Annotated in this window: 22 protein-coding genes; 15 read left to right on the forward strand and 7 right to left on the reverse strand. The window is 27.3% G+C overall.

The genetic code is table 11. From position 1 onward, the window contains the following. Nucleotides 1-214 precede the first annotated feature (214 nt). Nucleotides 215-967, forward strand: coding sequence for a 2,3-diphosphoglycerate-dependent phosphoglycerate mutase (gpmA, locus tag U880_RS0104340; RefSeq protein ID WP_024654917.1), 753 nt, complete (start codon nucleotides 215-217; stop codon nucleotides 965-967). A gap of 84 nt (nucleotides 968-1,051) precedes the next feature. On the opposite strand, the gene lysS is transcribed toward gpmA, so the two are convergent. Both lysS and era read right to left on the reverse strand, forming a co-directional pair. Next, the gene (gene lysS, locus U880_RS0104345; RefSeq protein ID WP_024654918.1) at nucleotides 1,052-2,617 is read right to left on the reverse strand and encodes a lysine--tRNA ligase; all 1,566 of its coding nucleotides are present in this window, start codon (nucleotides 2,615-2,617) and stop codon (nucleotides 1,052-1,054) included. A gap of 82 nt (nucleotides 2,618-2,699) precedes the next feature. Continuing rightward, on the reverse strand, nucleotides 2,700-3,572 hold the full coding sequence (gene era / locus U880_RS0104350; protein WP_024654919.1) for a GTPase Era: 873 nt from the start codon (nucleotides 3,570-3,572) through the stop codon (nucleotides 2,700-2,702). Between the two features lie 96 nt (nucleotides 3,573-3,668). Between era and U880_RS0104355 the strand changes: the two genes are divergently transcribed. The 3 genes from U880_RS0104355 to U880_RS0104365 are packed head-to-tail and all read left to right on the forward strand — an operon-like array spanning nucleotide 3,669 to nucleotide 4,867. Next, nucleotides 3,669-4,016: a zinc ribbon domain-containing protein gene (locus U880_RS0104355; RefSeq protein ID WP_024654920.1), complete on the forward strand. Its 348-nt coding sequence runs from the start codon at nucleotides 3,669-3,671 to the stop codon at nucleotides 4,014-4,016. Between the two features lie 12 nt (nucleotides 4,017-4,028). Continuing rightward, on the forward strand, nucleotides 4,029-4,436 hold the full coding sequence (locus U880_RS0104360; protein WP_024654921.1) for a hypothetical protein: 408 nt from the start codon (nucleotides 4,029-4,031) through the stop codon (nucleotides 4,434-4,436). Beyond that, on the forward strand, nucleotides 4,433-4,867 hold the full coding sequence (locus U880_RS0104365; protein WP_024654922.1) for a DUF192 domain-containing protein: 435 nt from the start codon (nucleotides 4,433-4,435) through the stop codon (nucleotides 4,865-4,867). Before U880_RS0104360 ends, U880_RS0104365 begins: the two co-directional genes overlap by 4 nt. Nucleotide 4,868: 1 nt before the next feature. Here U880_RS0104365 and U880_RS0104370 read toward each other — a convergent pair whose 3' ends face one another. Next, nucleotides 4,869-5,513 (reverse strand): hypothetical protein, encoded by a 645-nt coding sequence (locus U880_RS0104370; protein WP_024654923.1) that lies wholly within the window; start codon nucleotides 5,511-5,513, stop codon nucleotides 4,869-4,871. A 60-nt stretch (nucleotides 5,514-5,573) separates the two neighbouring features. Between U880_RS0104370 and U880_RS0104375 the strand changes: the two genes are divergently transcribed. The 8 genes from U880_RS0104375 to U880_RS0104410 all read left to right on the forward strand — a co-directional run bounded on the left by U880_RS0104375 (nucleotide 5,574) and on the right by U880_RS0104410 (nucleotide 14,230). After that, entirely contained in the window at nucleotides 5,574-6,533 is a 960-nt protein-coding gene (locus U880_RS0104375) for a glycosyltransferase family protein (RefSeq protein WP_024654924.1), read from the forward strand. Continuing rightward, nucleotides 6,526-7,521, forward strand: coding sequence for an N-acetylmuramoyl-L-alanine amidase family protein (locus U880_RS0104380; protein ID WP_024654925.1), 996 nt, complete (start codon nucleotides 6,526-6,528; stop codon nucleotides 7,519-7,521). The genes U880_RS0104375 and U880_RS0104380 overlap by 8 nt, the downstream gene beginning before the upstream one ends. Then, nucleotides 7,511-8,050, forward strand: a complete 540-nt coding sequence (locus tag U880_RS0104385) for a flagellar filament outsheath protein (protein WP_024654926.1) — start codon at nucleotides 7,511-7,513, stop codon at nucleotides 8,048-8,050. Before U880_RS0104380 ends, U880_RS0104385 begins: the two co-directional genes overlap by 11 nt. Nucleotides 8,051-8,129: 79 nt before the next feature. Next, on the forward strand, nucleotides 8,130-9,176 hold the full coding sequence (locus U880_RS0104390; protein WP_038359282.1) for a flagellar filament outer layer protein FlaA: 1,047 nt from the start codon (nucleotides 8,130-8,132) through the stop codon (nucleotides 9,174-9,176). Between the two features lie 71 nt (nucleotides 9,177-9,247). Then, nucleotides 9,248-11,842 carry a chemotaxis protein CheA gene (locus tag U880_RS0104395; RefSeq protein ID WP_024654928.1) on the forward strand — a complete coding sequence of 865 codons (2,595 nt, stop codon included), beginning with the start codon at nucleotides 9,248-9,250 and terminating at the stop codon, nucleotides 11,840-11,842. 7 nt (nucleotides 11,843-11,849) lie between these two features. Continuing rightward, the gene (locus U880_RS0104400; RefSeq protein WP_024654929.1) at nucleotides 11,850-13,244 is read left to right on the forward strand and encodes a CheR family methyltransferase; all 1,395 of its coding nucleotides are present in this window, start codon (nucleotides 11,850-11,852) and stop codon (nucleotides 13,242-13,244) included. Between the two features lie 11 nt (nucleotides 13,245-13,255). Next, on the forward strand, nucleotides 13,256-13,741 hold the full coding sequence (locus U880_RS0104405; RefSeq protein WP_024654930.1) for a chemotaxis protein CheX: 486 nt from the start codon (nucleotides 13,256-13,258) through the stop codon (nucleotides 13,739-13,741). Between the two features lie 48 nt (nucleotides 13,742-13,789). After that, nucleotides 13,790-14,230, forward strand: a complete 441-nt coding sequence (locus U880_RS0104410) for a response regulator (RefSeq protein ID WP_024654931.1) — start codon at nucleotides 13,790-13,792, stop codon at nucleotides 14,228-14,230. A 12-nt stretch (nucleotides 14,231-14,242) separates the two neighbouring features. Here U880_RS0104410 and U880_RS0104415 read toward each other — a convergent pair whose 3' ends face one another. From U880_RS0104415 to U880_RS0104430, 4 genes are read right to left on the reverse strand one after another with little or no spacing between them, the layout of a single operon-like run. Beyond that, on the reverse strand, nucleotides 14,243-14,758 hold the full coding sequence (locus tag U880_RS0104415; protein WP_024654932.1) for a hypothetical protein: 516 nt from the start codon (nucleotides 14,756-14,758) through the stop codon (nucleotides 14,243-14,245). Further along, a complete protein-coding gene (locus U880_RS0104420; protein ID WP_024654933.1) occupies nucleotides 14,755-15,804 on the reverse strand; it encodes a hypothetical protein in 1,050 nt (349 codons plus the stop codon). Before U880_RS0104420 ends, U880_RS0104415 begins: the two co-directional genes overlap by 4 nt. Next, nucleotides 15,798-16,661 carry a hypothetical protein gene (locus tag U880_RS0104425; RefSeq protein WP_024654934.1) on the reverse strand — a complete coding sequence of 288 codons (864 nt, stop codon included), beginning with the start codon at nucleotides 16,659-16,661 and terminating at the stop codon, nucleotides 15,798-15,800. Before U880_RS0104425 ends, U880_RS0104420 begins: the two co-directional genes overlap by 7 nt. Beyond that, nucleotides 16,658-17,320, reverse strand: coding sequence for an HAD family hydrolase (locus U880_RS0104430; protein WP_024654935.1), 663 nt, complete (start codon nucleotides 17,318-17,320; stop codon nucleotides 16,658-16,660). Before U880_RS0104430 ends, U880_RS0104425 begins: the two co-directional genes overlap by 4 nt. A 205-nt stretch (nucleotides 17,321-17,525) precedes the next feature. Between U880_RS0104430 and U880_RS0104435 the strand changes: the two genes are divergently transcribed. Genes U880_RS0104435 through U880_RS0104445 form a run of 3 tightly spaced genes read left to right on the forward strand, consistent with a single transcriptional unit; the run spans nucleotide 17,526 to nucleotide 21,158 of the window. Further along, entirely contained in the window at nucleotides 17,526-19,112 is a 1,587-nt protein-coding gene (locus tag U880_RS0104435) for an ABC transporter ATP-binding protein (RefSeq protein WP_024654936.1), read from the forward strand. Further along, a complete protein-coding gene (locus U880_RS0104440) occupies nucleotides 19,112-20,260 on the forward strand; it encodes an ABC transporter permease (protein WP_038359232.1) in 1,149 nt (382 codons plus the stop codon). Before U880_RS0104435 ends, U880_RS0104440 begins: the two co-directional genes overlap by 1 nt. Further along, nucleotides 20,232-21,158, forward strand: a complete 927-nt coding sequence (locus U880_RS0104445; RefSeq protein ID WP_024654938.1) for an ABC transporter permease — start codon at nucleotides 20,232-20,234, stop codon at nucleotides 21,156-21,158. Before U880_RS0104440 ends, U880_RS0104445 begins: the two co-directional genes overlap by 29 nt. Nucleotides 21,159-21,314 lie beyond the last annotated feature (156 nt).

Here is a 21,314-nt window from a genome sequence, read left to right on the forward strand (position 1 = left end):
TAATAATCCTTTTAGTTACTAAATGTCAAATATGAACTTTAAGGTAAATTATATCATTAATAATTCAGTAAATAACAGTGTTTTATTTTGAGTAAAATAGTTTGATAATTTATTGTGTTTAAGGAATGTTTGAGTATTAACATTAATTAGATTTTGTGTTAATTTAATTGATAAAATGTTATTGAGGTAATCAAAATATTTCTTAGGAGATTTTATGTATAAGTTAGTTTTAGTGAGGCATGGTGAGAGTGAATGGAATAAAGAAAATCTTTTTACAGGATGGACTGATGTTAAACTTTCTGAGAAGGGTGTTTCTGAAGCTTTAGAGGGTGGTAGAATACTGAAAGAGGAAGGCTATTCTTTTGATATTGCTTTTAGCTCAATGTTAGTAAGAGCTAATGATACTTTAAATATTATTTTATGTAAATTGGGTCAGTCGTATATTGATGTAGAAAAATCTTGGCGACTTAATGAGAGACATTATGGGGCATTGCAAGGATTAAATAAGGCTGAAACGGCTGAAAAGTATGGAGAAGATAAGGTTCTCATTTGGAGACGTAGTTATGATGTTCCTCCTATGCCTTTGGATGAGTCTGATAAGCGTCATCCAATTCATGATTCAAGATATAAAAATATTCCTAAAAGTGAACTTCCTTCAACCGAATGTTTAAAAGATACTGTTGCAAGAGTTATACCATATTGGACAGATAAAATTGCTAAATCTATTATTGAAGGAAAAAGAGTTATTGTTGCTGCTCATGGTAATTCTTTAAGAGCACTTGTTAAATATCTTGATAGTATGAGTGAGGAGGATATTTTAAAGCTCAATATTCCAACGGGTATTCCTTTAGTTTATGAGCTTGATAAAGATTTAAAACCCGTTAAACATTATTATTTAGGTGATGAGGATAAAATTAGGGCAGCTATGGAATCTGTTGCTAATCAAGGTAAAAAAATAGGTAGATAAAAACAGAGCAAACGTTAACAAGAAGAGATTATTACTAAACATGATCTCTTCTTAAGATAAATTTCAAATATTTTTTTATTAAAATTAAATGTAATGTTTTACAATTTCTTCAAATTTTTCAATACCAATTGTTTTAATAAATCCTGCTAATTTTGGGCCTTTGTCCTTAGTAATTAATATGTTGTAGAGTTGTTTAAAGAATAATGGTGGTTCAATATTGTTTTTTCTTGCAATATTATAAATTTCATCTTGAATTTCTTTTTCAGTAATATTATTAAAATTTTTTTTTAAGAAGTTTAGTAATTGTGTTACTGCTTGTTTATTGTTATCTTGAAGTACTTCAATGTTATCAAATGTTGATCTTAGTGAAAATTTAAAATCTTCAGGTGCGAATTTTTTAATCCAGTTGATGGCACATTCAATTTTATTTATTAGTTTTGTTTTTTGATGTTCTTTTATATTATTTAAAAGTGTAAAGATTTTATCTTTGTCTCCTTCAAAAATTTGACATATTACACTTAAATGTCTAAATCCAATTTGATAAGGAATTTCTTTGTCTGGTGCTTTTGGTTGTGAGAGTTCATAAATTCTTTTGAAAGTTTCTTTTTTCTTTTCTTGAATTTCATCAATTCCATAATACACCCTTTCAAATTTATCGTAATCTTCATAAATTTTTATTACATCAAGGTCAAATGATATTGAAAACTCTGTATTGGGTTTTGTTGATGCAAATAAAAATCTTGTAACTTCAGGTGTATATATTTCAAGGACATCTTTCAATGAAACAACATCTCCAGATGATGAGGATATTTTTCCACCATGTCCTTTAATGGATATAAAATCGTATTGAAATGTTATGGGAGGAGTTCCTCCAAAAATTTTTACTATTTCTTTTGCTGTGTCAAAACTTCCTCCACTGCTGTGGTGATCTTTGCCAGCAGGTTCAAAATCAACATTTTCATATTTCCATCGCATTGGCCAATCTATTCTCCATGGAAGTTTGCAAGCCCATGTTTTTCTTAGGTCTAGTGATTCTTTGTTTCCACATTCGCAATAGTATTCAATAGAATAGCAATGATTATAATTTTTTATTGTTGTAGTATCTCTGTTACATTTGGTACAAAAAATACTAATAGGATACCAATCGTCTGCAAGTTGTGTTGTTCTGTATTTGTTGAGTATTGTTGCGATTTCATCTTTATGGTCTAGTGCAAATTTCATTTGATTTGCATAATCACTTGACATATATTTTAAGCTTTGATCTATAAATTCTGGTTCAATGCCTACAGTAGGTAAATGTTGTTCAAATTCTATTTCATTTGCTCTTGCATAACTGGATTTATTAGTTTTTGTGTCAGGAACTCTTGTTATTGCTTGCCTTAAATATGTTGTTAATAATTCTTGATCAGGCATGTTTTTAGGTACTTTTCTAAATACATCATAGTTATCCCATGAATAAATAAATCTTACTTGTTTTCCCTGGTCTTGTAGTGCTCTTGCTACTAGGTCAACAGAAATTACTTCTCTAAAATTGCCAATGTGAACGGTTCCTGATGGAGTAATTCCTGATGAAACTGTGTATTGTTTTTTTTCACCTTTTTCTGTTATTATTTTTTTTGCATAAAAATCTGCCCAGTGTGCTGTTTTCATAATATTTCCTCTATTAAAATTTAATTTTATCATGCTATTTTTGTTATTTCAATATTAAGAAGTGTTGAAAAATGTTATCATATTAGTTTATCAAATTTTTAATTAATTTAGTGTTTTTATTCCAATTTTTTCTTAATTTTACTTGTAAGAATAAGTTGCATTTTTTTTCAAGTATTTTTGATATTATTTTTCTAGATTCTTCACCAATAGATTTAATTCCTTTTCCTCCTTTGCCAACTATTATTCCCTTTTGACTCTCTCCAGCTACAATAATATTTGCTTTAATAAAAAATTTGTTTTCTCTATCTTCTAAGATCTCGATTTCTGTGTATATAGAATATGGTAATTCTTCTTTAAGTTTTTTAATAGTTACTCCTCTAATTATTTCACTAATTCGTAGATTTATTTTTTGATCTGTATAATATTCTTCTGGATAATAAAGAGGTCCTTCATTAAGATTTTCATAAATTTTATCTTTCATTGTCTCAATATTTATTTGCTTCTCTGCGGAGATTTTTATAATTTTGTTTTTTTGTATTTTTTTTTCTTCTAAAAATGTCATTATTTCTTTTTCTTTTGTTTTGTGAATATCAATTTTATTTATGACCACTATAAAATTAATTTTGGATTTTTGTATGATTGTTAATATTTCATTTTCTTCAATTCCAGGTTGATCTTGAATGTCTATGACATAGATAATTAATTCTGTTTCTGTGATTGCAGAGTATACGTTATTCATTAATGCTATATTGAAATTTTTTTTGCTTAAATGGAATCCTGGTGTGTCTATAAAAATGATTTGTCCTCTTTTGTCTGTAAATATTCCTTTTATTTTATTTCTAGTTGTTTGTGGTTTGGAAGAAGTGATTGATATTTGATATCCACATATTGAATTTAAAAGTGTAGATTTTCCTGTTGAAGGTCTACCTATGATTGATACAAATCCTGATTTCATTTTAATTTCCTATTACAATGTATTAATATTATTAATATATTTTATATGGTAATTAATGTATACTATCTTTAAATATTGTGTTACAAGGATTAAGGTTTGAGAAAAGTCAATTTTGAGGTTTTTTGTGAGAGATGTGGTGAGAGAGTTGAACTTGATAAGGCAATATGTTTGAATTGTCATTCTAAGTTAGGCGATCTTGAATGTCCAAGTTGTGGATATGTAGGTATTATTTCTGCATTTGAGAATGGTTGTCCAAGATGTAATTATAGTCCTTTTGAAAAACAGTTAAAAAAACGCTCTATGAAAAGAGGATTTAAAAGACTTTGGAATGGTGATAGCTTTTTAAGGAAAAGATTTTATTTTGGATTTTATGTTAATGTTATGCTTTATTTGTTTGCTAATTTTTTGATAATTTTGCTTTTTGTTTATATTCTTTTTTTCTAAGGATGAATCTATATGGGAATTACGGTTTTTTATTTATTTTCTATTTTCTTATCTTTTAAGTTAGGAGATAATGTTAAGACTGTTGAAGATAATATGAAACGTAATTCTATTTTTTATTATGATATTGAAGAAGTTGAAATAGCTTCTGTTAATACACAAATTTTAAGTTTTAGAGGTAAAATTTGTGTAAAAAATGCTTACTTTAGTTTTGATAAGTATAATCTTTATTCATATACTTTTGTTTTTGATAAGAAATTGGTTTCTCAATATTCTATTGTTTTGAGTGTTAAAGAAAAATTTGGTGATGCTACTGTTGTAACTCCTTTTAATTATGTTTGGGATATTGGTGATTCAATTATTGTGTTAAATGATAATATCTTAAGAATGACATTAAAGTCTTATATTAATGGAGAAAATTGAACCTGAAAATTTTGTTTGCATTAATTTGTTGTGTCTCTTGTGTTAGGCATATATATGATAAAGAAATCATTATTAATGATACTAAGTTTTTTGTTACGCTTGCAATTGATGAGGTTACTAGAGCTAAAGGTTATATGGGAACTAGACATATCGATATAAATAATGGCATGCTTTTTATTTTTAATAAGGAAAAAAATTTATCTTTTTGGATGAGGGATACTTCTATACCACTTGAAATTGCTTATATTAATGCTGCAGGTATTATTAAAGAGATTTATAGTTTAATTCCTTTCTCAGAAGTGAGTGTCAATTCTAAATATAAGGTGAAATATGCTCTTGAGGTTCCAGAGGGTACTTTTTCTAAATTTAAAATTAAAGTGGGTGATAGGGTCAAATTTAATTTTGATGTTAATTCTTTAAATGTAGAGTAAATTATTCAGCTTTTATTTTTTGAAGTTCTTCTTCCTCATGATCGTTGATTTTGTCTTCATTTTGTAATGTGTCATTAGGAATTTTATTGAAGGTTTCATGAGATTGATCTTTAATATTGACGTTTGTTTTATCTTCTCTTATTACTTTTTTAAAGATAGATATTGTTGCTGCTATTTCTTCAAAGGCATCAAGTAAGAATATTTCTTTTGCATTTTCTTCAGCTTTAACGATGTATACTAAAGAATTATTGCCTCTTTCTGGATCATGGATTATTTCCCATGATCCTAAGACGCGATTGTTGTAACTGTCGCTCATTAAAGATTCTGATATTTCTTGAATTTTATCCGAATTAACGTCAAATGTTTCTACGATTCCAAATATTTCTCTTATTTTTGAATTTTGATATGAATTTAGTTTTGACCTGACTATTATTTCTATGTTTGCATTGTTAATGGTTTGTGATATGATGAAATCATTTTCTTTGTCTATTCTATATTCTAATTTATTATTATCAAGTATTTTTTTAATTCTCTTGTCATAAGTTACGTTTTTATCTTTACAACTTATGAATGTTATTAGTGTTAAAACAGCAATAACTATGCTATATTTTAATTGTTCAATGTTTAAAATACTTGTTTTTAACATGTTATTGCTTACCATGTAATTTATTATAGTTTAATTATAAGGATTTTTGAAGTAAGTTATATGTATTTTAGGAGTAATGATTATTCTTATACAGTTATTCAGTCTAAAAATAGTTATGTACAAAAGTCAACTTTTGGAATATCTTTTGTCATTTTAAATAGAGGCACAAAAATTTTTAGGGAGGATTTATTTGAATTCCTTTCTAATTTTGACTTCATTAGAGAAATTATTTCTATTGAAAAACAAAGTAATAGGACTTCTCTTCAGTTTATTTCAGAGAATTATGATAAATTGAAGTTTATTTTACTTTCTGGAGATTTAAATTCTGGAGAGAAAGTTAATTTAGCTATGAAAGAGTCCATTTGTAGTTTTGTTTTTGTATTGCAAAGTGATATGTATTTGTTAAATCCTTTTTGGATTCCTAATATATTTGATGAAATTGTTAAAAAAAATGTACTTCTTGTTGGTGGTGAATTTTTTGATAAAGAAGAAGAAGTTGTTCCATCAATTTTTCTGCCCACTATTGATAAATATCAAAGATTAAAAGTAATTTTAATAAATTCTGAACGGGATTATGAGAAAACTTTAATTACTATGGATTATTGTGGTCTTTATTCTAAGGAGAAGTTTATTCAGTTAGGAGGTTTTGATAAAAGGATCAAAAACGAATATTTTCAAAGATTAGATTTTGGACTTAGAGCTATTTATTTTGGAGAGAGTATTCATATTTATAGAAAATTACGTATACAATATACAGTTTTAAATGTTCCAGAAGATTTAACTAAAAATAAAAGTTTTTTGATATTTTTACTTAAAAATTATGTTCCTATTTTTATTGGAAATGGAGTAAAATTTTCATTTTTACGATTTATAAGATTATGCTTAAGATATGGTGTTAATCCTTTTAGGTTTGGCAGAGAATTTAAAGAAATTAAATATGAAACCATCAAAAATAGCTTAAGGTTTAAAGGTGATTTAAAGAGTGCAATTGAACTTTGGGAAAATAATATTATTGATTAATTTAATCTTTGTTTTTTTATTTGTGCATGCAGATGAATTTGATTATGTCAATATTCTTGATTCATTTGATAGCAACTTTTTTAAGTTCAATTTTAATATTGAGAGAGATATTCTTACAATTGAGCATGAGAAAGGCCATCTTAAGCTTAAAGTGGGTTTTGAATATGGGTTATCATCTATTGGTTATTATATTTATGTAGATCCTATCCTTTTAAGAGATGGGGAAATTTTAATAACTAAGAAAGCTTTGATGCAGATTGAAAATTATTTTCGATCTTTGCAAAGTTATAATAAACCACGAATAACATCAATTGTTATTGATCCTGGGCATGGTGGTCATGATAGGGGAGCTGTTGTAACACATAAATTAAGAGAACATGATATTACTCTTTTTGAAAAAGATTTTACTTTGACTTATTCTATGCATTTATATAAAATCCTTAGTAATTATTTTTTAGATAGAAATATTTTATTAACGCGTGTGGATGATATTTTTGTGTCATTGCAAGATAGAGCCGAATTTGCAAATGCAATTAAACCAGATTTTCCCAATAATGTTATATTTTTGTCGATACATGCAAATAATGCCCCAAATCCTGATGCTAGAGGAGTTGAATTTTGGTATCTTCCTCAAAATTCAAAAAGAGAGGTTATAAGAAATTTGAAAGGATATGATATTAGAGGTAATAGATACTTAAGGGAGCTTAATGATATACTAGATATTAAGTATAAATATGAATCAAAAAAATTAGCGGAAATTTTATATGAAACTTTTAGTGATGTTTTATACGAGACTAAAATTAGAACAATTAGGGAAGAGCAGTGGTTTGTGATTAAAAATAGTAGTATGCCCGCTGTATTAATTGAAATTGGGTTTTTATCGAATATTGATGATGCGATTTTAATTTTGGATTACAATTATATGATCAAAATCAATATTTTAGTACTTGAGTCTTTAATTAAGTTTATTGAATTTTATGAGAAATAGTGGTTTTAATATGTTTATGAAAAATATTTGTGTTTATTATGATTTTCTTGGTCGTAATTGCTCGAAATATTTACTTGAGATATTTATTATTCTTTTATTATTAAGTTTTTTGTTTTCTTCATATATGATATTTTTTAATTATGATAATCTTTTCTTTAGAAAAGTATTTTATTTCTATTCTGAGCATGAATTAATTTCTGATTTACGTTATTTAAAAGAGAAAAAAACTCTTAAAGAAAATTTGGATTTGTTAGTTAAAGATTTTTTATTGGGTAATAGTAAAGGTTTTTATTTGCAATTTGGAACTAGGAATGTAAAGCTTTTATATTCTTTTATGAGTAATGATGTATATTTTATAAATCTTTCCAAAGAGTTTTATGATTCTTTTGAAAATGGTGGTTATAAGGATTCTGAGGAATTGAGGGTAAGTTTGTTTGTTAAATCTTTAAAAGAAACAATTAATTTTAACTATCCTAGAGATGTTAAAGAAATTTTTATTTTCATTGAGGGGTATATTTTGAATGTTTAAGATGTTTTTAAGTATTATTGGATATATCAAAAAATTGACAAATAAAAAATTAAATTATTTTATAAGAGGAGTTAATTTTATGGATAAAATGAAGAAAATTGTTTTTGTTTTATTTTTTATTATTTTCTTGGTTCCTGTTTTTGGGCAAGAAGCATCTCGAACATCGTCAGGTGATGGTTCTTCTGATGGTGAACCTGGTGAATTGGTTCTTGATTTTGCAGAACTTGCAAAAGATCCAAGTTCTACTGAACTTGATCTTTCAGATTATATTGATCGTGTATATTCTGGAGCTTCAAGCATTATGAAGCCAGAAGATATGGTATTAAATCTTGGAATAAATAATTGGAGTGTCCTTTTAACACCTTCAGCTAGAATGCAAGCATATGTAAAAAATTCTATTGTTGTGCCGGCTGTTGTTAAGAGTGATTCTAAAAAATATGCAGGAGAGACAATTTTGGGAGTTAGAGTGTTATTTCCAAGTTATATTCAGTCTTCTGCAATGGTATTGCCCCCATTTAAAATTCCGTTTTATGCTGGAGCAGATGGTAATCAATTTGTAGGCAGAGGTCTTATTGATAATGTTAGAATTATAAAAGAAGTCAAGGTTACAGTTTACAGTTTGGGACATGATGTTGATCTTGAAGTTTTATTTGAAGATATGAGTGGTATGGAATATGTTTATCCTTTAGGTTCGTTAAAATTTAAGGGTTGGGCAGATTTAGTGTGGGCAAATCCTACTTACCTTCCGGGGATAAGTTCTCGAACAGTTGATAATAGTGTTCCCAATTATCCTCTTCCTTCAAGCAAAATGAGGTTTAAGGCATTTAGGGTTTCAAAATTTCATAGTTCAAGAGAACAAAATCTGATTTTTTATATCAAAGATTTAAGGGTTATTTATGATAAATTAAGTGTTTCTTTAGATTCTGATGTTGATAATGAATCTATATTTAAAATTTATGAGACACGTGGAGTTGAGTCACTTAGAAAATTGAAGTCCCAGGAAGCTCTGAAGAAAGTTTTAAAGGTTAGAGAGAGTATATCAATGCCAGATGAATCTTTTCAAAATTTATTTGAAAAAGGTGAAAAAAGTATTAATGATAAATCTGGGGTACGTACTGAGAAATGATAAATTTAATTATGATAGCAGGATCAATTTTTAATTTGTTCCTGTTATCCTTAAAATAGGAAAACGGGTTAATGATAGATGCAGATAATAAAGAGCTTTTAGAAATTTTTTTTGAAGAGGCTCAAAATCTTGTAGATACTCTTGAAGAGAATATTATTTCATTAGAAGATGACCCTCATAATATGGAAACTATTGATGAAATATTCAGGGCTGCACATACTATTAAGGGCAGTTCAGCTTCTGTTGATATGATGGAACTTTCAAGTTTTACGCATGTTGTTGAGGATGTATTTGATGCTATTAGAGATAATAAATTAAAAATATGTAATGATCTTATTGATTTACTTTTAAATGCGCTTGATGTAATAAAAAGTATGCTTGATGCACGTCTTAATGGAGATGTTTATTTGCAGGATGTAAGTGGACTTAAGAGTAAATTAAGAGGATTTTTGGAATATGATCATCAGACAACTTCTATTGCGGTTTTAGAAAATAAAGATAATGATGAATTTTTACTCTCTTCTTCTGATATTAATGATATGCGTGAAGCTGTAGGGCTTGGTCAAAAAATTTTAAAAGTTAGTATTGATTTTGATAAAGATGATCCCATGGCTACAATTGCTGGGATACAGATGTTTCAAGCTTTAAAGGATTTAGGTCCAATTCTTCACACAGTTCCAAGTTATGACCAATTGATTGCTAATCAATTTTTAAGAAGAGTGGATTATTACTTGATATATTTAAATATTCATAATATTGAAGAAAAGATAAATTTATCTGATGTTGCGACAGATTATTCAATTAATGAATTTGATATTGATAATGAATTGGCAAAAGCAAGCTTAAGAGAGCAAAATTTAGTTATTAATAATACTCTCTCTCAGGATAATGCAGCATCTAATAAGGATAGTTTGCAACTCTCTCATGATGAGATTATTAATTTAAGAGATAATATTGGAGATTCTAAGTTATTTGAAGTTAAATTGTATTTCAATAAAAATAATCCTATGTCAACTATTTCTGGCTTTCAAATGTTACAGGCTTTGAAAAGTTTGGGGGAGATTTATAAATCTATTCCTGATAGTGAAGATTTACTGGCAGATAAATTTTTTGATTTGATTGTTTATTATTTAATATCAAAAACTTCAATAGAGAGTATTTCTAAAAAGGTAGATTTATCAGATGTTGTTGTTAGTTTTGATATTAGCGAAGTTGATTTGAAAAATATTAAAGGTATGGATGTAAGTGCTGAAGTTGATGCTTATGCTCCTGTTAAAGAATCTAAGAAATCAGCTTTAAATGTTAATTTAATTAGAATTGATAGTAAAAGAATAGATTCTATATTAAATCTTGTAAGTGAAGCTGTCATTAGTAAGTCGTCCTATAATCAAATAAATTCTGATATGACATCTTTTATTTATGGTTTTAATTATTTTTATGATTATCAAGAAAATTTTCGTAATAGTTTTTTGTCAGATTTAAAGATGATTTTTAAAGATTTCGGTTTAGATTTGGAAAATTCTATTGAGACACGGATAGTAGAGTTATTGGAACATAAATTTGATAGAAGTTTGCAAGATATGATGAATCTAAAAGATTTATTATTTAAGATTCACCAAGATTCTAGATTTGCATCTAGTAGACTCTCTAGGATAATTACTGATTTGCATGAGAGTGTTTTAAAAACACGGATGTTGCCGGTTGCTAGTATTTTTTCAAGGTTTACAAGAGTAATAAGAGATCTTTCAAAGAAATTGGGTAAGGTTGTAGAACTGAGTACGCAAGGAGAAGATACTGAAGTTGATAAATCTGTTATAGATGACCTTGTAGATCCTTTAATGCATTGTATTAGAAATTCTATGGATCATGGAATTGAAACTATAGATGAAAGGATTAGTAAGGGAAAAGATAAAACCGGTCATATAATTTTGCGTGCCAAAAATGAAGGTAATGTGATATCAATTGAAATTGAAGATGATGGGAAAGGTATAGATCCAAATGTCATTAGGAAAAAATCAATTGAAAAAGGTTTAATAAATGAAAATACAGTTCTTTCAGAGAGTGAAATGCTTAATTTGATTTTTGAGCCTGGGTTTTCGACAGCTAGTCAAATTACAGATGTTTCTGGTAGGGGTGTAGGGCTTGATGTTGTTAAAAATAATGTTAAAAAATTAAATGGAACTATCATTATAGATTCAAAAATTAATGTTGGTACTACTTTTAAAATTAAACTTCCTTTAACATTGGTAATTGTTCAAGGACTTCTTGTAAAATCAGGTAATGAGATTTATGTTATTCCTTTAAATAGTGTTCTTGAAACTCATAGAATTAATGAAGATGATATTAAGCTTCTTGAAAATGATCATGAAGTATATAATTTAAGGGAAGAAGTTATATCTGTGCTTAGGCTTGATGAGCTTTTTAATATAAAAAATGATCATCAAGATTTGTATGAAAAATTTTTGATAGTGATTAGCATTAATGGTAAAAAAGCAGGTATAGTTGTTGATTCTATTCTTGGAGAGGAAGATTTTGTTGTAAAACCTATTAAAGATAAGTATGCTTCGAGCCCTGGAATAGTTGGAGCTACTACACTTGGTAATGGTAAGGTTGTTCTGATTATTGATGTGTTTAGGTTGTTTGACTTAAGGGATATGCAGGGATAGTCTTATGATGGAAATAAAAGAGATATATTTAGATGAACATAATGTTGGTAGTCGTCTTAAAGGAAAGGATTCTGTTAATTTAGATTTTAAAGTGGTATCTTTCAACATTGGGGATGATAGTTATTTGGTAGATATCATGCAAGTTAAAGAGATTAGAAAGTCTAATAATTTTACATATGTTCCTAATGCTAAAAAATATGTGGTTGGTCTTGACAATTTAAGAGGGGAAATAATTTCTATTATTGATTTGAGAATAATGTTTAATTTGAAAATCGTTAAAAAAGAGTTTGAAGATGTTATGGTGCTTAGAAATAACGATCTATTAATAGGAGTTATTGTTGATAAGGTTAATAATGTTTTTTCAATTGATTCTTCTTTGATTCAAGATCCTCATCCTGTTTTATTTCAAGAAACATTGATACATTATATGAGGGGTGTAGTTGAATATGGTTCAAAATTGTACATTGTTCTTGATGTTGGTAAAATTTTTAATTATGATAATGATATAGAAGAGAAAGAATTTTTATTGGAAGAGAGTAAAAATACATGTGATAAGATAGGTACTTCTGGGCATGAAGAGCAGTCGATATCTTCTGATAATAATTATTTGGAGTTATCAGGAGCATCTGCTAGTAATCATGTGTTATCTTCTAAGGATAATTTAGATGATTTAAGGGTGATTAAAGAAAATCTTTTTAAATATTCTTTTAATGCATCCTTGGTGAGTGACGATTTTTTAAAGAGGATAAGAGTTAAATTAGATATTGCAAATATTAATGATTTAGCTTATGATAACTTCTTAAGTGAATTTTATTCAAAATCATCGGGTCAATTATGGAATGAGCGGTATTTAAAGGAATTTAAGGAGGAAATTGTTCAACAGCATGTTAATAATATGAGTAATATTGGTACTATTTTAAATGTTTTTGAAATTGGATGTGGTGAAGGAAAAGAGACAATATCTTTCGTGAATGTTTTGTATGAGTCTTATAAAAATCCTTTTAAAGTAACGGCTATTGATAATGATTTTAATAAAGTTATAGGTACTTCTAATCTGGTTTTCTTGGAATCTGAGATTAATTTGAGTGAGATTTATCGAAGAAATTCCTTTGAGCAAACTTCAGGAGTTTATAAATTTAAGCCAGAGATTATGAATAGTATTTTATTTGAATATTCAGATGCCATTTTATCAGAATTTCCAGAAAATTTGGGAATTGTGTTTTTAAGAGATATTTTATGTTTCTTGAATGATGATGGTCAAATTTTAATTCTGAATGCAATTGTAGAAAAATCTGTTAGAGGTGCTCTTTTGATTTTGGGAGATAATGAAGAACTTAAGAATAATGATCTTTTTGTAAAAGATAAGTCTGTAAAATATTTTAACCTATATAAGAGGATTTAAAGGAGAAATTAATGAGGATAGATTATATAGAACCATTTTTAGATGCTGCTTCTTCAGTTTTAAGAGATATGTTGCTTGTCGATGATATTCAAATGGGCAGTCCTGGGCTTAAATCAATAAATCAAAAGATAAAGGGAGTTTCTGTTATCGTAGGGCTTGCAGGTTCTGTTGAAGGAAGTATTATTATTGACATGGATATTGATACTGCACTTTTTGTTGCATCTAAATTAAATTTTGAAGAGTATGTTAATTTTGATGATGAGGAGACTAAGGAAATGGTAGCAGCAACTCTTACAGAAGTTGGTAATATTATTGCTGGTAATTTTGTTACTACTCTACATTCTAAGGGTTTTGTGTTTGACATAACTCCTCCAGCTTTCATTTATGGAGAGAATATGAAGATAAGTAATAAAGGATCTGAAGCATTAATAGTACCTTTTACTTTGCCAGATAATAAAATTATTGAAGTTAATATTGCAATAAGGGAGAGGGTTTGATATCATTATGGAATTGAGAGTGCTTATTATTAAAAAAGAGGGTTTAATATGATCCAGAAAACTACAATTGCTACGGATGCTGCAAGTAAACCAAGAGGTATTAATTATGATACAGGAGTTCCTTTTAATGTTTTGATTGTGGATGATTCGGTTTTTACCGTAAAGCAACTTACTCAAATTTTTACTTCTGAAGGATTTAACGTCATTGATACTGCTGCTGATGGTGAAGAAGCTGTGGTTAAGTATAAAAATCATTATCCTAATGTCGATATTGTTACTCTTGATATTACTATGCCAAAAATGGATGGAATGACATGTCTTGATAATATTATTGAATTTGATAAAAATGCTAAAGTAATAATGATTTCTGCTTTGGGGAAAGAGCAGTTGGTTAAGGATTGTTTGATTAAGGGTGCAAAGACGTTTATTGTAAAACCTCTTGATAGAGCCAAGGTTCTTCAAAGAGTTATGTCTGTATTTGTCCAATGAAATTAGTGTTGATTATTTATTATTGTTGTTATAAAAAATCATTTCATTAGTTATTTCTTTTGGATTTTTTGTGAAGTATGATGGATTGAGGTTGAAAATTTCTAATTTGTCTTTATTATTACTGATATATAGTTCTAGCTTGTAAAATCCTTGTGTGGTATATATTAATGCTGAGCTTTTAAAAATTGAATCTATAGTTTTAATTTTAAATATTTTGTATTTTGTAAAATCTTTGTCAATGATTTCACTTTTCAGTAAATATTTGTTGGTTTCTCTATATGTTGGAGTGATTTGTGTGTCATCAATTTTATTTTTTAGAATACTTTTTATGAAATTTTCTGTTAATTCATATATCTGTATTTCATGTGTACTTTTTGGATGTTGAGTATAATATTCTTCTTCTATTAATAAGTTAAAAGCAGAATATTTTCTCATGGATTCTGATGATCGTTTTTCTATTGAAGGTGTTATTAATCTTGAATGAATTGATGTGTTAATTATTAAAAATAATAATATTTTTCTGATCATATGTTTTCCTTATTGTTACTATTTATTATTTTCTTTAGTTGTTCAATTTCTAATGGAAGTTTGCTTTTTCTTTTTGTATTTAATTTATTCTTTAATAAAACGTTGTTAAATGTTTTTGCCATTTCATATACTTTTTCTTCACTAAAATGAAATGGAATTTGAATTTTTCTATACTCAAATGGGTCTTGTAAAACTTTGTGCATTAATATAATTGGGTTTAGGAAACTTGCTTTAAAAAATTTATAAAAATTTGTTAAAAATATTGCAAATGATATGAAAAGAGTAAATAAAAATATTCCTATTACAGAGTCATTTTTTCTTTGTAAATATTTGTCTATATAGAATTTTGTTTTGTCTATTTCAATAATTTTATATTCACTAGGACTGTAGTAAAAAAATATATCATCAGATTTAGAATATATAGTTTTTTCTTTATCTTTAATAATAAGTATAAAGGGATATTTTTCTTTAATATAATTTTTTTCAGTTGTGATAGAAATGTTTTTGATTATGTTGAATTCTTGTTTTTCTGGGATTGTATTTGCAAAACCTGAACTTGAGAATATGATGAAAAATATAAATGGAACCAGTGAACTTATTGAAAATGTTCTGGCAAATGCAATTAAAATTAAATTTTTTTCTTTTGGATTATAATAAATTTCAATCATTAAGTCGTTAAATCTAAGAAGTCTTAAGAATCTTAATTTAAAGAGTGAGAGTATTATTGGAGTTAAGATTGTTTCTTGAGGATTTAGTATATTTTGCATTTGATGAGAACTATAAAATATTAAAGGAACTAGACAATGTATTAAATCGAAGAATAGATTATTCCTTATGTATATTTGTGATATTTTTAAAAAATATGCCTTTAAAATTTTGTAAAAGAAAATAAGAATTAATATTATGTCAAATAAGAATCCAATGAATATTAAAGCAAATCGGATTTTATATGGCAAAAAAAGTATTATCGATAATTCTTCCATTAAAAATGTAAATATTGATGCTATTAAAATTGCTTTAAAAAAATTTGAAAATATTTTTACCATTTGTTTTTCCTAGCTATTTCTAAGAGTTCTTTAATAATTCTTGGATCGTAGTCTTTTGAATTTGATTGCTTTATTGAAAACCAACTTTCATCGTATCCTATAAATCCTTTTGTTCTGTTATTTTTGATATTTGGAATTTTAGTTCTATTTGAAAAGATTGATATTAATGTTGCAATTGGAGACATATTGCTTAAGTGTTCATATTTAAATAGACTCTGAGTTATTATCTTTACTGTGTTATTGTCTAAAAATTCTATTTCTTTGCTAACCAATTTTGATATGTTTTCAATATTTTGAGGAATTAACCTTATTTCTTTTTCTAAATAAAATTTAATTATTAGAATTTTTAATAATAATAAAATTTTAATATAGTTTTTTATAATTTTAGAAGAGTCAAAAATATTATTTTCTTTTTTGATTAAGTATATTGTGTAAGAATTTTTATCTTCAAAAAGTTTATTTATATAGAATGTTATATATCCACTACTTATAATATTAAAATTATATAGAAATTCTTTTCTTAAATAAGGATTTGTTTTAATGGAGTTAAATATTAATTCAAGGTTATTTTTATTAAATTTTTTATTAAAAAGATCTTTTACAATATTTAGATCAATAGATTCAATATTTGATAAAATAATAGGACTAATTATTATGTTTGTTTTTTCCTTAACGTATTGAATTAGTGAATCTGTGTCAAATTTAAAATTTTCATTTATAAATGTTGAAATGGTTTCTTTATTATCTTCTATGTATTTGATTATTTCAACTTCTTTTTCAAAAACCGATAATCCTTTTATGCTTTCATGATTAAATAAGTAGTGGTAAAGATGTGGAAAATATATTTTTAGGTTCATTTGATTATGTCTAAGAGTTCAAATGGATTATTTAATATGTATTTTGCTCCGTTTTCTTTTAATTCCTGTATTGTTCTAAATCCCCATGAGACTCCTATGGGTAAAAAACCAGCATTTTGAGCAGTTAACATATCAACATCACTATCACCAATATATGCTATTTCTTGTGGCATAAGATTGAGTTCTATAATCATATCAAGGGCATTTTCAGGATCTGGTTTTGCTTCGAATTTTGATGAATAACCTCTGACTTCAAAAAATTTGATGTCTTGAAATATTTCTTTTGTGATTATTAGTAATTCTTCATGGTTTTTATTACTTAAAATTCCAATAGGGATATTTAGTGAGTTTAGTTTTTTCAAAAGTTCTGGTATTCCATCATATGTTTTTGTGTGAAAATATAAATTTTGATTGTATGCTTTTACAAATTCTTGATAAAGATTGTCATTAAGATGCTTGTCATTTAGATTGATATTTAGATGCTTGAGAGTGTTTTCTATTAATTTGGAATATCCTTTTCCAACCAGAGTATTAAATTCTTCTGTTTGAATTTCTCTATATCCTAATTTTTTTAAAGCAAAGTTCATTGATGATGCAATATCCATGATGCTGTTTATTAAAGTTCCATCCATATCAAAAATGCAAGCTTTGATTTTCATATTGTAATCCTCTTGAAAGTCATATATCATTTGCTTCATTTTATCATTATTTCTATTTTTTGTTTATGTTATTATAGCATTTATAAATTTTACATTATTTTTGTTTTTTTCTAAATATTCCTTGAAAATATTTGTTTTTCGTTTTATTATGTCTGGCTAGGGTGTAAGTAATGTTATTTAACTTAGTTAAAATTTAGGTTATCTTTTGATGCAAGATATATTGGTTTTAGATAAAGTTACTAAACGGTATGGCGACTTTGTTGCTAATGATAATGTTTGTATCAATTTTAAGAAGGGAGAGATACATGCAATTCTTGGTGAGAATGGTGCTGGCAAGACCACTTTAATGAAAATTATTTATGGAATTCACAGACCTGATGGCGGACAAATTTTTTTAAGAGGGCGTGAACTTAAACTGAAAGATTCAAGTGAGTCTATTCGTAGTGGTATTGGTATGGTGTTTCAACATTTTATGCTAATTGCTAAGTTTACTGCAGTTCAAAATATTATTTTAGGATATGAAGATTCAAAATTTGGGTTTGTTAATTATGATCTTGTAAAAAAAAAAATAATTCAACTTTCTGAAAAACATGGTTTAAAAATAGATATTGATAAGCCTGTTGAAAATTTAAGCATTGGAATGAGACAAAAAATAGAAATACTCAAAGTTCTCTATAGAAATGCGGATATTATTATTTTTGACGAACCTACGGCAGTACTTACGCCTAACGAAATAAATGAATTTATGAATGTTTTAAAGATATTGGCTATTGAAGGATATACCGTAATACTTATTACACATAAGATAAAGGAAATAAAATCTGTGGCACAGAGATGTACAGTTATGCGTCTTGGGAGAGTTATTGGAACTTTTGATGTTGCTACTACGAGTGAGGTAGTATTTACTAAATTGATGATAGGTAAAAATACTTTTCTTGATATGTCTAAGAGACAGAGTGTTACTTATACAAATGTTCTTGAAATTAAAAATTTAAAAGTTAAAGATGAGAGAGGTATTTTACGAGTTAAAAACATTAGTTTTGACCTTAAAGAAGGTGAGATTTTTGGGATAGCTGGAGTTGAAGGAAGTGGTCAAGAAGAGTTGATTGATGCTATTATTGGCATTAGATCTATTTTTAGTGGAGATATAATTAAGAAAGTTGATGGTAAGTTTGAATCAATAAAAGGTCTTACTGTTAAGCAAATAATAGATAAAAAAATAGGTCATATTCCGTCTGATAGGCAAAAACACGGACTTATTTTAGATTTTAATATTTTACAAAATATTGCTATTAAGAGTTTTGATGATGTGAAGTATTTAAAAATGAAAGGTAATAATATAGAAAATGATAAAATAAAGTTTAAATTTTTCAATGCTTTAAAGAAGCAATTTGTTAATTTTAATTTTTCTGTTCTTAAGAAAGTAAGCGAACAACTTGTGATTACATTTGATATTAGACCAAGAGATATTTTGAGTAAAGTTAAAAATCTATCTGGAGGTAATCAGCAAAAAGTAATTATTGCACGTGAGATTAATTTGAAACCTGAGATTCTATTAGCAGTGCAACCTACAAGAGGGCTTGATATAGGTGCCATTGAAAATATTTATGAAAAAATTATTGAGCAAAGGAATGCAGGAATGACTGTTCTTCTTGTATCTCTTGAACTTGATGAACTTATTCGTGTTTGTGATAGAATAGCTGTAATGTATGATGGCAAAATCATAGGTGTTTTAGAGGATAATTTTGATGCGGATATTATTAGTAAAATGATGGTGGGTGTAGGTAAATGATGATTAATAATTATAGATTTAGAGAAGTCATTATGACATTTATAAGTTCTCCAATGTTTATTAATTTTTTTTCATTCTTTTTAGGAATTTTAATTGTTGGTTTAATAGTGTTAGTTCTTGGATATTCTCCTTTGAAAATGTATTTTATAATGATAGAGGTTATGTTTTTGTCTCCTAAACATTTAGGATATATTATAAGTTATGCTACGCCTTTGATTTTGACGGGGCTTTCAATTGGCATTGCATTAAAAGTGGGACTTTTTAATATTGGTGTTGAGAGTCAATTTATGCTTGGTTCAATTGCAGCTTTAATAGGTGGAATTTTTTTTGAGTTTGTTCCTTTATTACATGTGGTTGTTGTTTTGTTTTTTGCATTCTTAGTATCAGGAATTTTAGGTGTTTTAATTGGTTATTTAAAAATCAAGTTTAATATAAATGAAGTGATTTCAGGGATAATGTTTAATTGGATTTTATTTCATATAAATAATATAATTATAGATTTGCCCGTTATTAAAAAAGGTGATAGTGATTTATCCAAGCCAATTCGAGAGAGCGCTTTTATTGATTTTTTTGGTTCTTGGAAACTTTCATCTGAAGGACTTGCTTATAGAGGAGAGCATCCATTTATTAATGACTTGTTAAAAGCACCTCTTAATTTTGGAATAATTATTGGTATTGTTGTTGCTGTTTTAATGTGGATTTTATTGAATAAAACGATGCTTGGATTTAAAATAAGTTCTATAGGATATAATATTTTAGCGTCTTATCGTGTGGGAATTGATATTAAGAAGGTTTTGATGTTTGTTATGTTTCTTGCAGGGGCTCTTTCTGGTCTTGCAGGTGCTATACAAGTTATGGGTGTTAATAAGGGAATATTTAAGCTTTCGTATATGGAGGGAACGGGTTTTAATGGTATAGCCGTTGCTTTAATAGGTAATAATTCTCCAATAGGGATAATATTTTCAAGTATTTTATTCTCAATTTTAATTTATGGTAGTAGCAGAGTTCAGAGTTTAATGGGTCTTTCTTCTTCAATTGTATCTTTGATGATAGGGATAGTGGTGATTGTGATTTCTGCTAGTCATTTTTTAAGAAAGGTGTTTTTGGAGGCAATTAAAGGTGTTAAACGCACTAATATTTCTAATTAGCGAAACTCTTGTGAATTCTCAAACTTTGATTTTGGCTGGACTTGGTGGACTTATAAGTGAGAAAAGTGGAATAATTAATGTTGGCATTGAGGGTACAATGGCCCTTGGTGCATTTGTTGGTGCTACAGTTGCATATTGTTATGGCAGTCCTTTATTTGCAATTTTTGCTGGAGGTTTATCAGGTCTCCTTCTGTCACTTTTACATGCTATTTTCACTATTTTTCTTAAATCAGATCAGGTAATCACTGGAATGGCTATTAACTTTATAGGGCCGTCTATTGCTATGTTATTTGGGACTTTGATTTTTGGTTCTGCATCAACCCCTCCAATAGATGTTAAGTTACCTATACTTTTTGATGGGGTTTTGGATAAGAAGTCTATTATATTTCAAATTTTTGGAAAAAGATATTCACTCTATATTGCAATAATGTGTGTCATTTTTTTTTATATAATGTTTAAATATACTAAGATTGGACTTAGAATTAAAGCTAGTGGTGAGGCCCCAGAAGTTTTAAAGTCTCTTGGAGTTAATGTTGTTATGATTAGATTTTTTTGTGTTTTATTTAGTGGTTTATTTGCAGGGGTTGCTGGGGCAGTTCTCTCGACTGTCATTGCTTCAAGTTATATGCAGGGAATTGTTGGTGGTCAAGGTTTTATTGCTATTGTTATGGTAATTTTTGGAAATTGGCAACCTTTTGGAATTTTAATGGGTAGTTTTTTATTTTCTTTTATAAGGACTCTAGTTGTTATGACATCTCAAATTTCTTTTTTTTCTGTATTTGTTCCTCTTAAAATATTAATTATTTTACCGTATATTGTTATAATTTTAAGCCTTATGTTTTTTGCAAATAATAATTATACTCCTCAAGCTTTGGGTTTACCTTGTAGAGAAGATTGATTTTTATTTTGATTTTTTTTAATATACAGTTGGAATTGGTGTAGGATTTATTTATGAATTATATTTTTTGAGATAGAGTATATGGGAGTGTCTATTTATTTTTATATTTGTAAGTTTGTTGTTTGTTAAATTAATTGACTGAAGGATTAATTTACG

Origin of the sequence: Borrelia hispanica CRI, from assembly GCF_000500065.1 — a bacterium.
In the GTDB taxonomy this organism is placed as follows: Bacteria; Spirochaetota; Spirochaetia; order Borreliales; family Borreliaceae; genus Borrelia; species Borrelia hispanica.

Excerpts from the sequence above, each read along its gene's own strand:
- gpmA (WP_024654917.1), top strand. The coding sequence starts at position 215 with ATGTATAAGTTAGTTTTAGTGAGGCATGGTGAGAGTGAATGGAATAAA.
- U880_RS0104395 (WP_024654928.1), top strand. The coding sequence starts at position 9,248 with ATGATAGATGCAGATAATAAAGAGCTTTTAGAAATTTTTTTTGAAGAG.
- U880_RS0104405 (WP_024654930.1), top strand. The coding sequence starts at position 13,256 with ATGAGGATAGATTATATAGAACCATTTTTAGATGCTGCTTCTTCAGTT.
- U880_RS0104440 (WP_038359232.1), top strand. The coding sequence starts at position 19,112 with ATGATTAATAATTATAGATTTAGAGAAGTCATTATGACATTTATAAGT.
- U880_RS0104420 (WP_024654933.1), bottom strand. The coding sequence starts at position 15,804 with ATGGTAAAAATATTTTCAAATTTTTTTAAAGCAATTTTAATAGCATCA.
- U880_RS0104360 (WP_024654921.1), top strand. The coding sequence starts at position 4,029 with ATGGGAATTACGGTTTTTTATTTATTTTCTATTTTCTTATCTTTTAAG.
- era (WP_024654919.1), bottom strand. The coding sequence starts at position 3,572 with ATGAAATCAGGATTTGTATCAATCATAGGTAGACCTTCAACAGGAAAA.
- U880_RS0104370 (WP_024654923.1), bottom strand. The coding sequence starts at position 5,513 with ATGTTAAAAACAAGTATTTTAAACATTGAACAATTAAAATATAGCATA.
- lysS (WP_024654918.1), bottom strand. The coding sequence starts at position 2,617 with ATGAAAACAGCACACTGGGCAGATTTTTATGCAAAAAAAATAATAACA.
- U880_RS0104410 (WP_024654931.1), top strand. The coding sequence starts at position 13,790 with ATGATCCAGAAAACTACAATTGCTACGGATGCTGCAAGTAAACCAAGA.
- U880_RS0104375 (WP_024654924.1), top strand. The coding sequence starts at position 5,574 with ATGTATTTTAGGAGTAATGATTATTCTTATACAGTTATTCAGTCTAAA.
- U880_RS0104390 (WP_038359282.1), top strand. The coding sequence starts at position 8,130 with ATGGATAAAATGAAGAAAATTGTTTTTGTTTTATTTTTTATTATTTTC.
- U880_RS0104385 (WP_024654926.1), top strand. The coding sequence starts at position 7,511 with ATGAGAAATAGTGGTTTTAATATGTTTATGAAAAATATTTGTGTTTAT.
- U880_RS0104430 (WP_024654935.1), bottom strand. The coding sequence starts at position 17,320 with ATGAAAATCAAAGCTTGCATTTTTGATATGGATGGAACTTTAATAAAC.
- U880_RS0104425 (WP_024654934.1), bottom strand. The coding sequence starts at position 16,661 with ATGAACCTAAAAATATATTTTCCACATCTTTACCACTACTTATTTAAT.
- U880_RS0104415 (WP_024654932.1), bottom strand. The coding sequence starts at position 14,758 with ATGATCAGAAAAATATTATTATTTTTAATAATTAACACATCAATTCAT.
- U880_RS0104400 (WP_024654929.1), top strand. The coding sequence starts at position 11,850 with ATGGAAATAAAAGAGATATATTTAGATGAACATAATGTTGGTAGTCGT.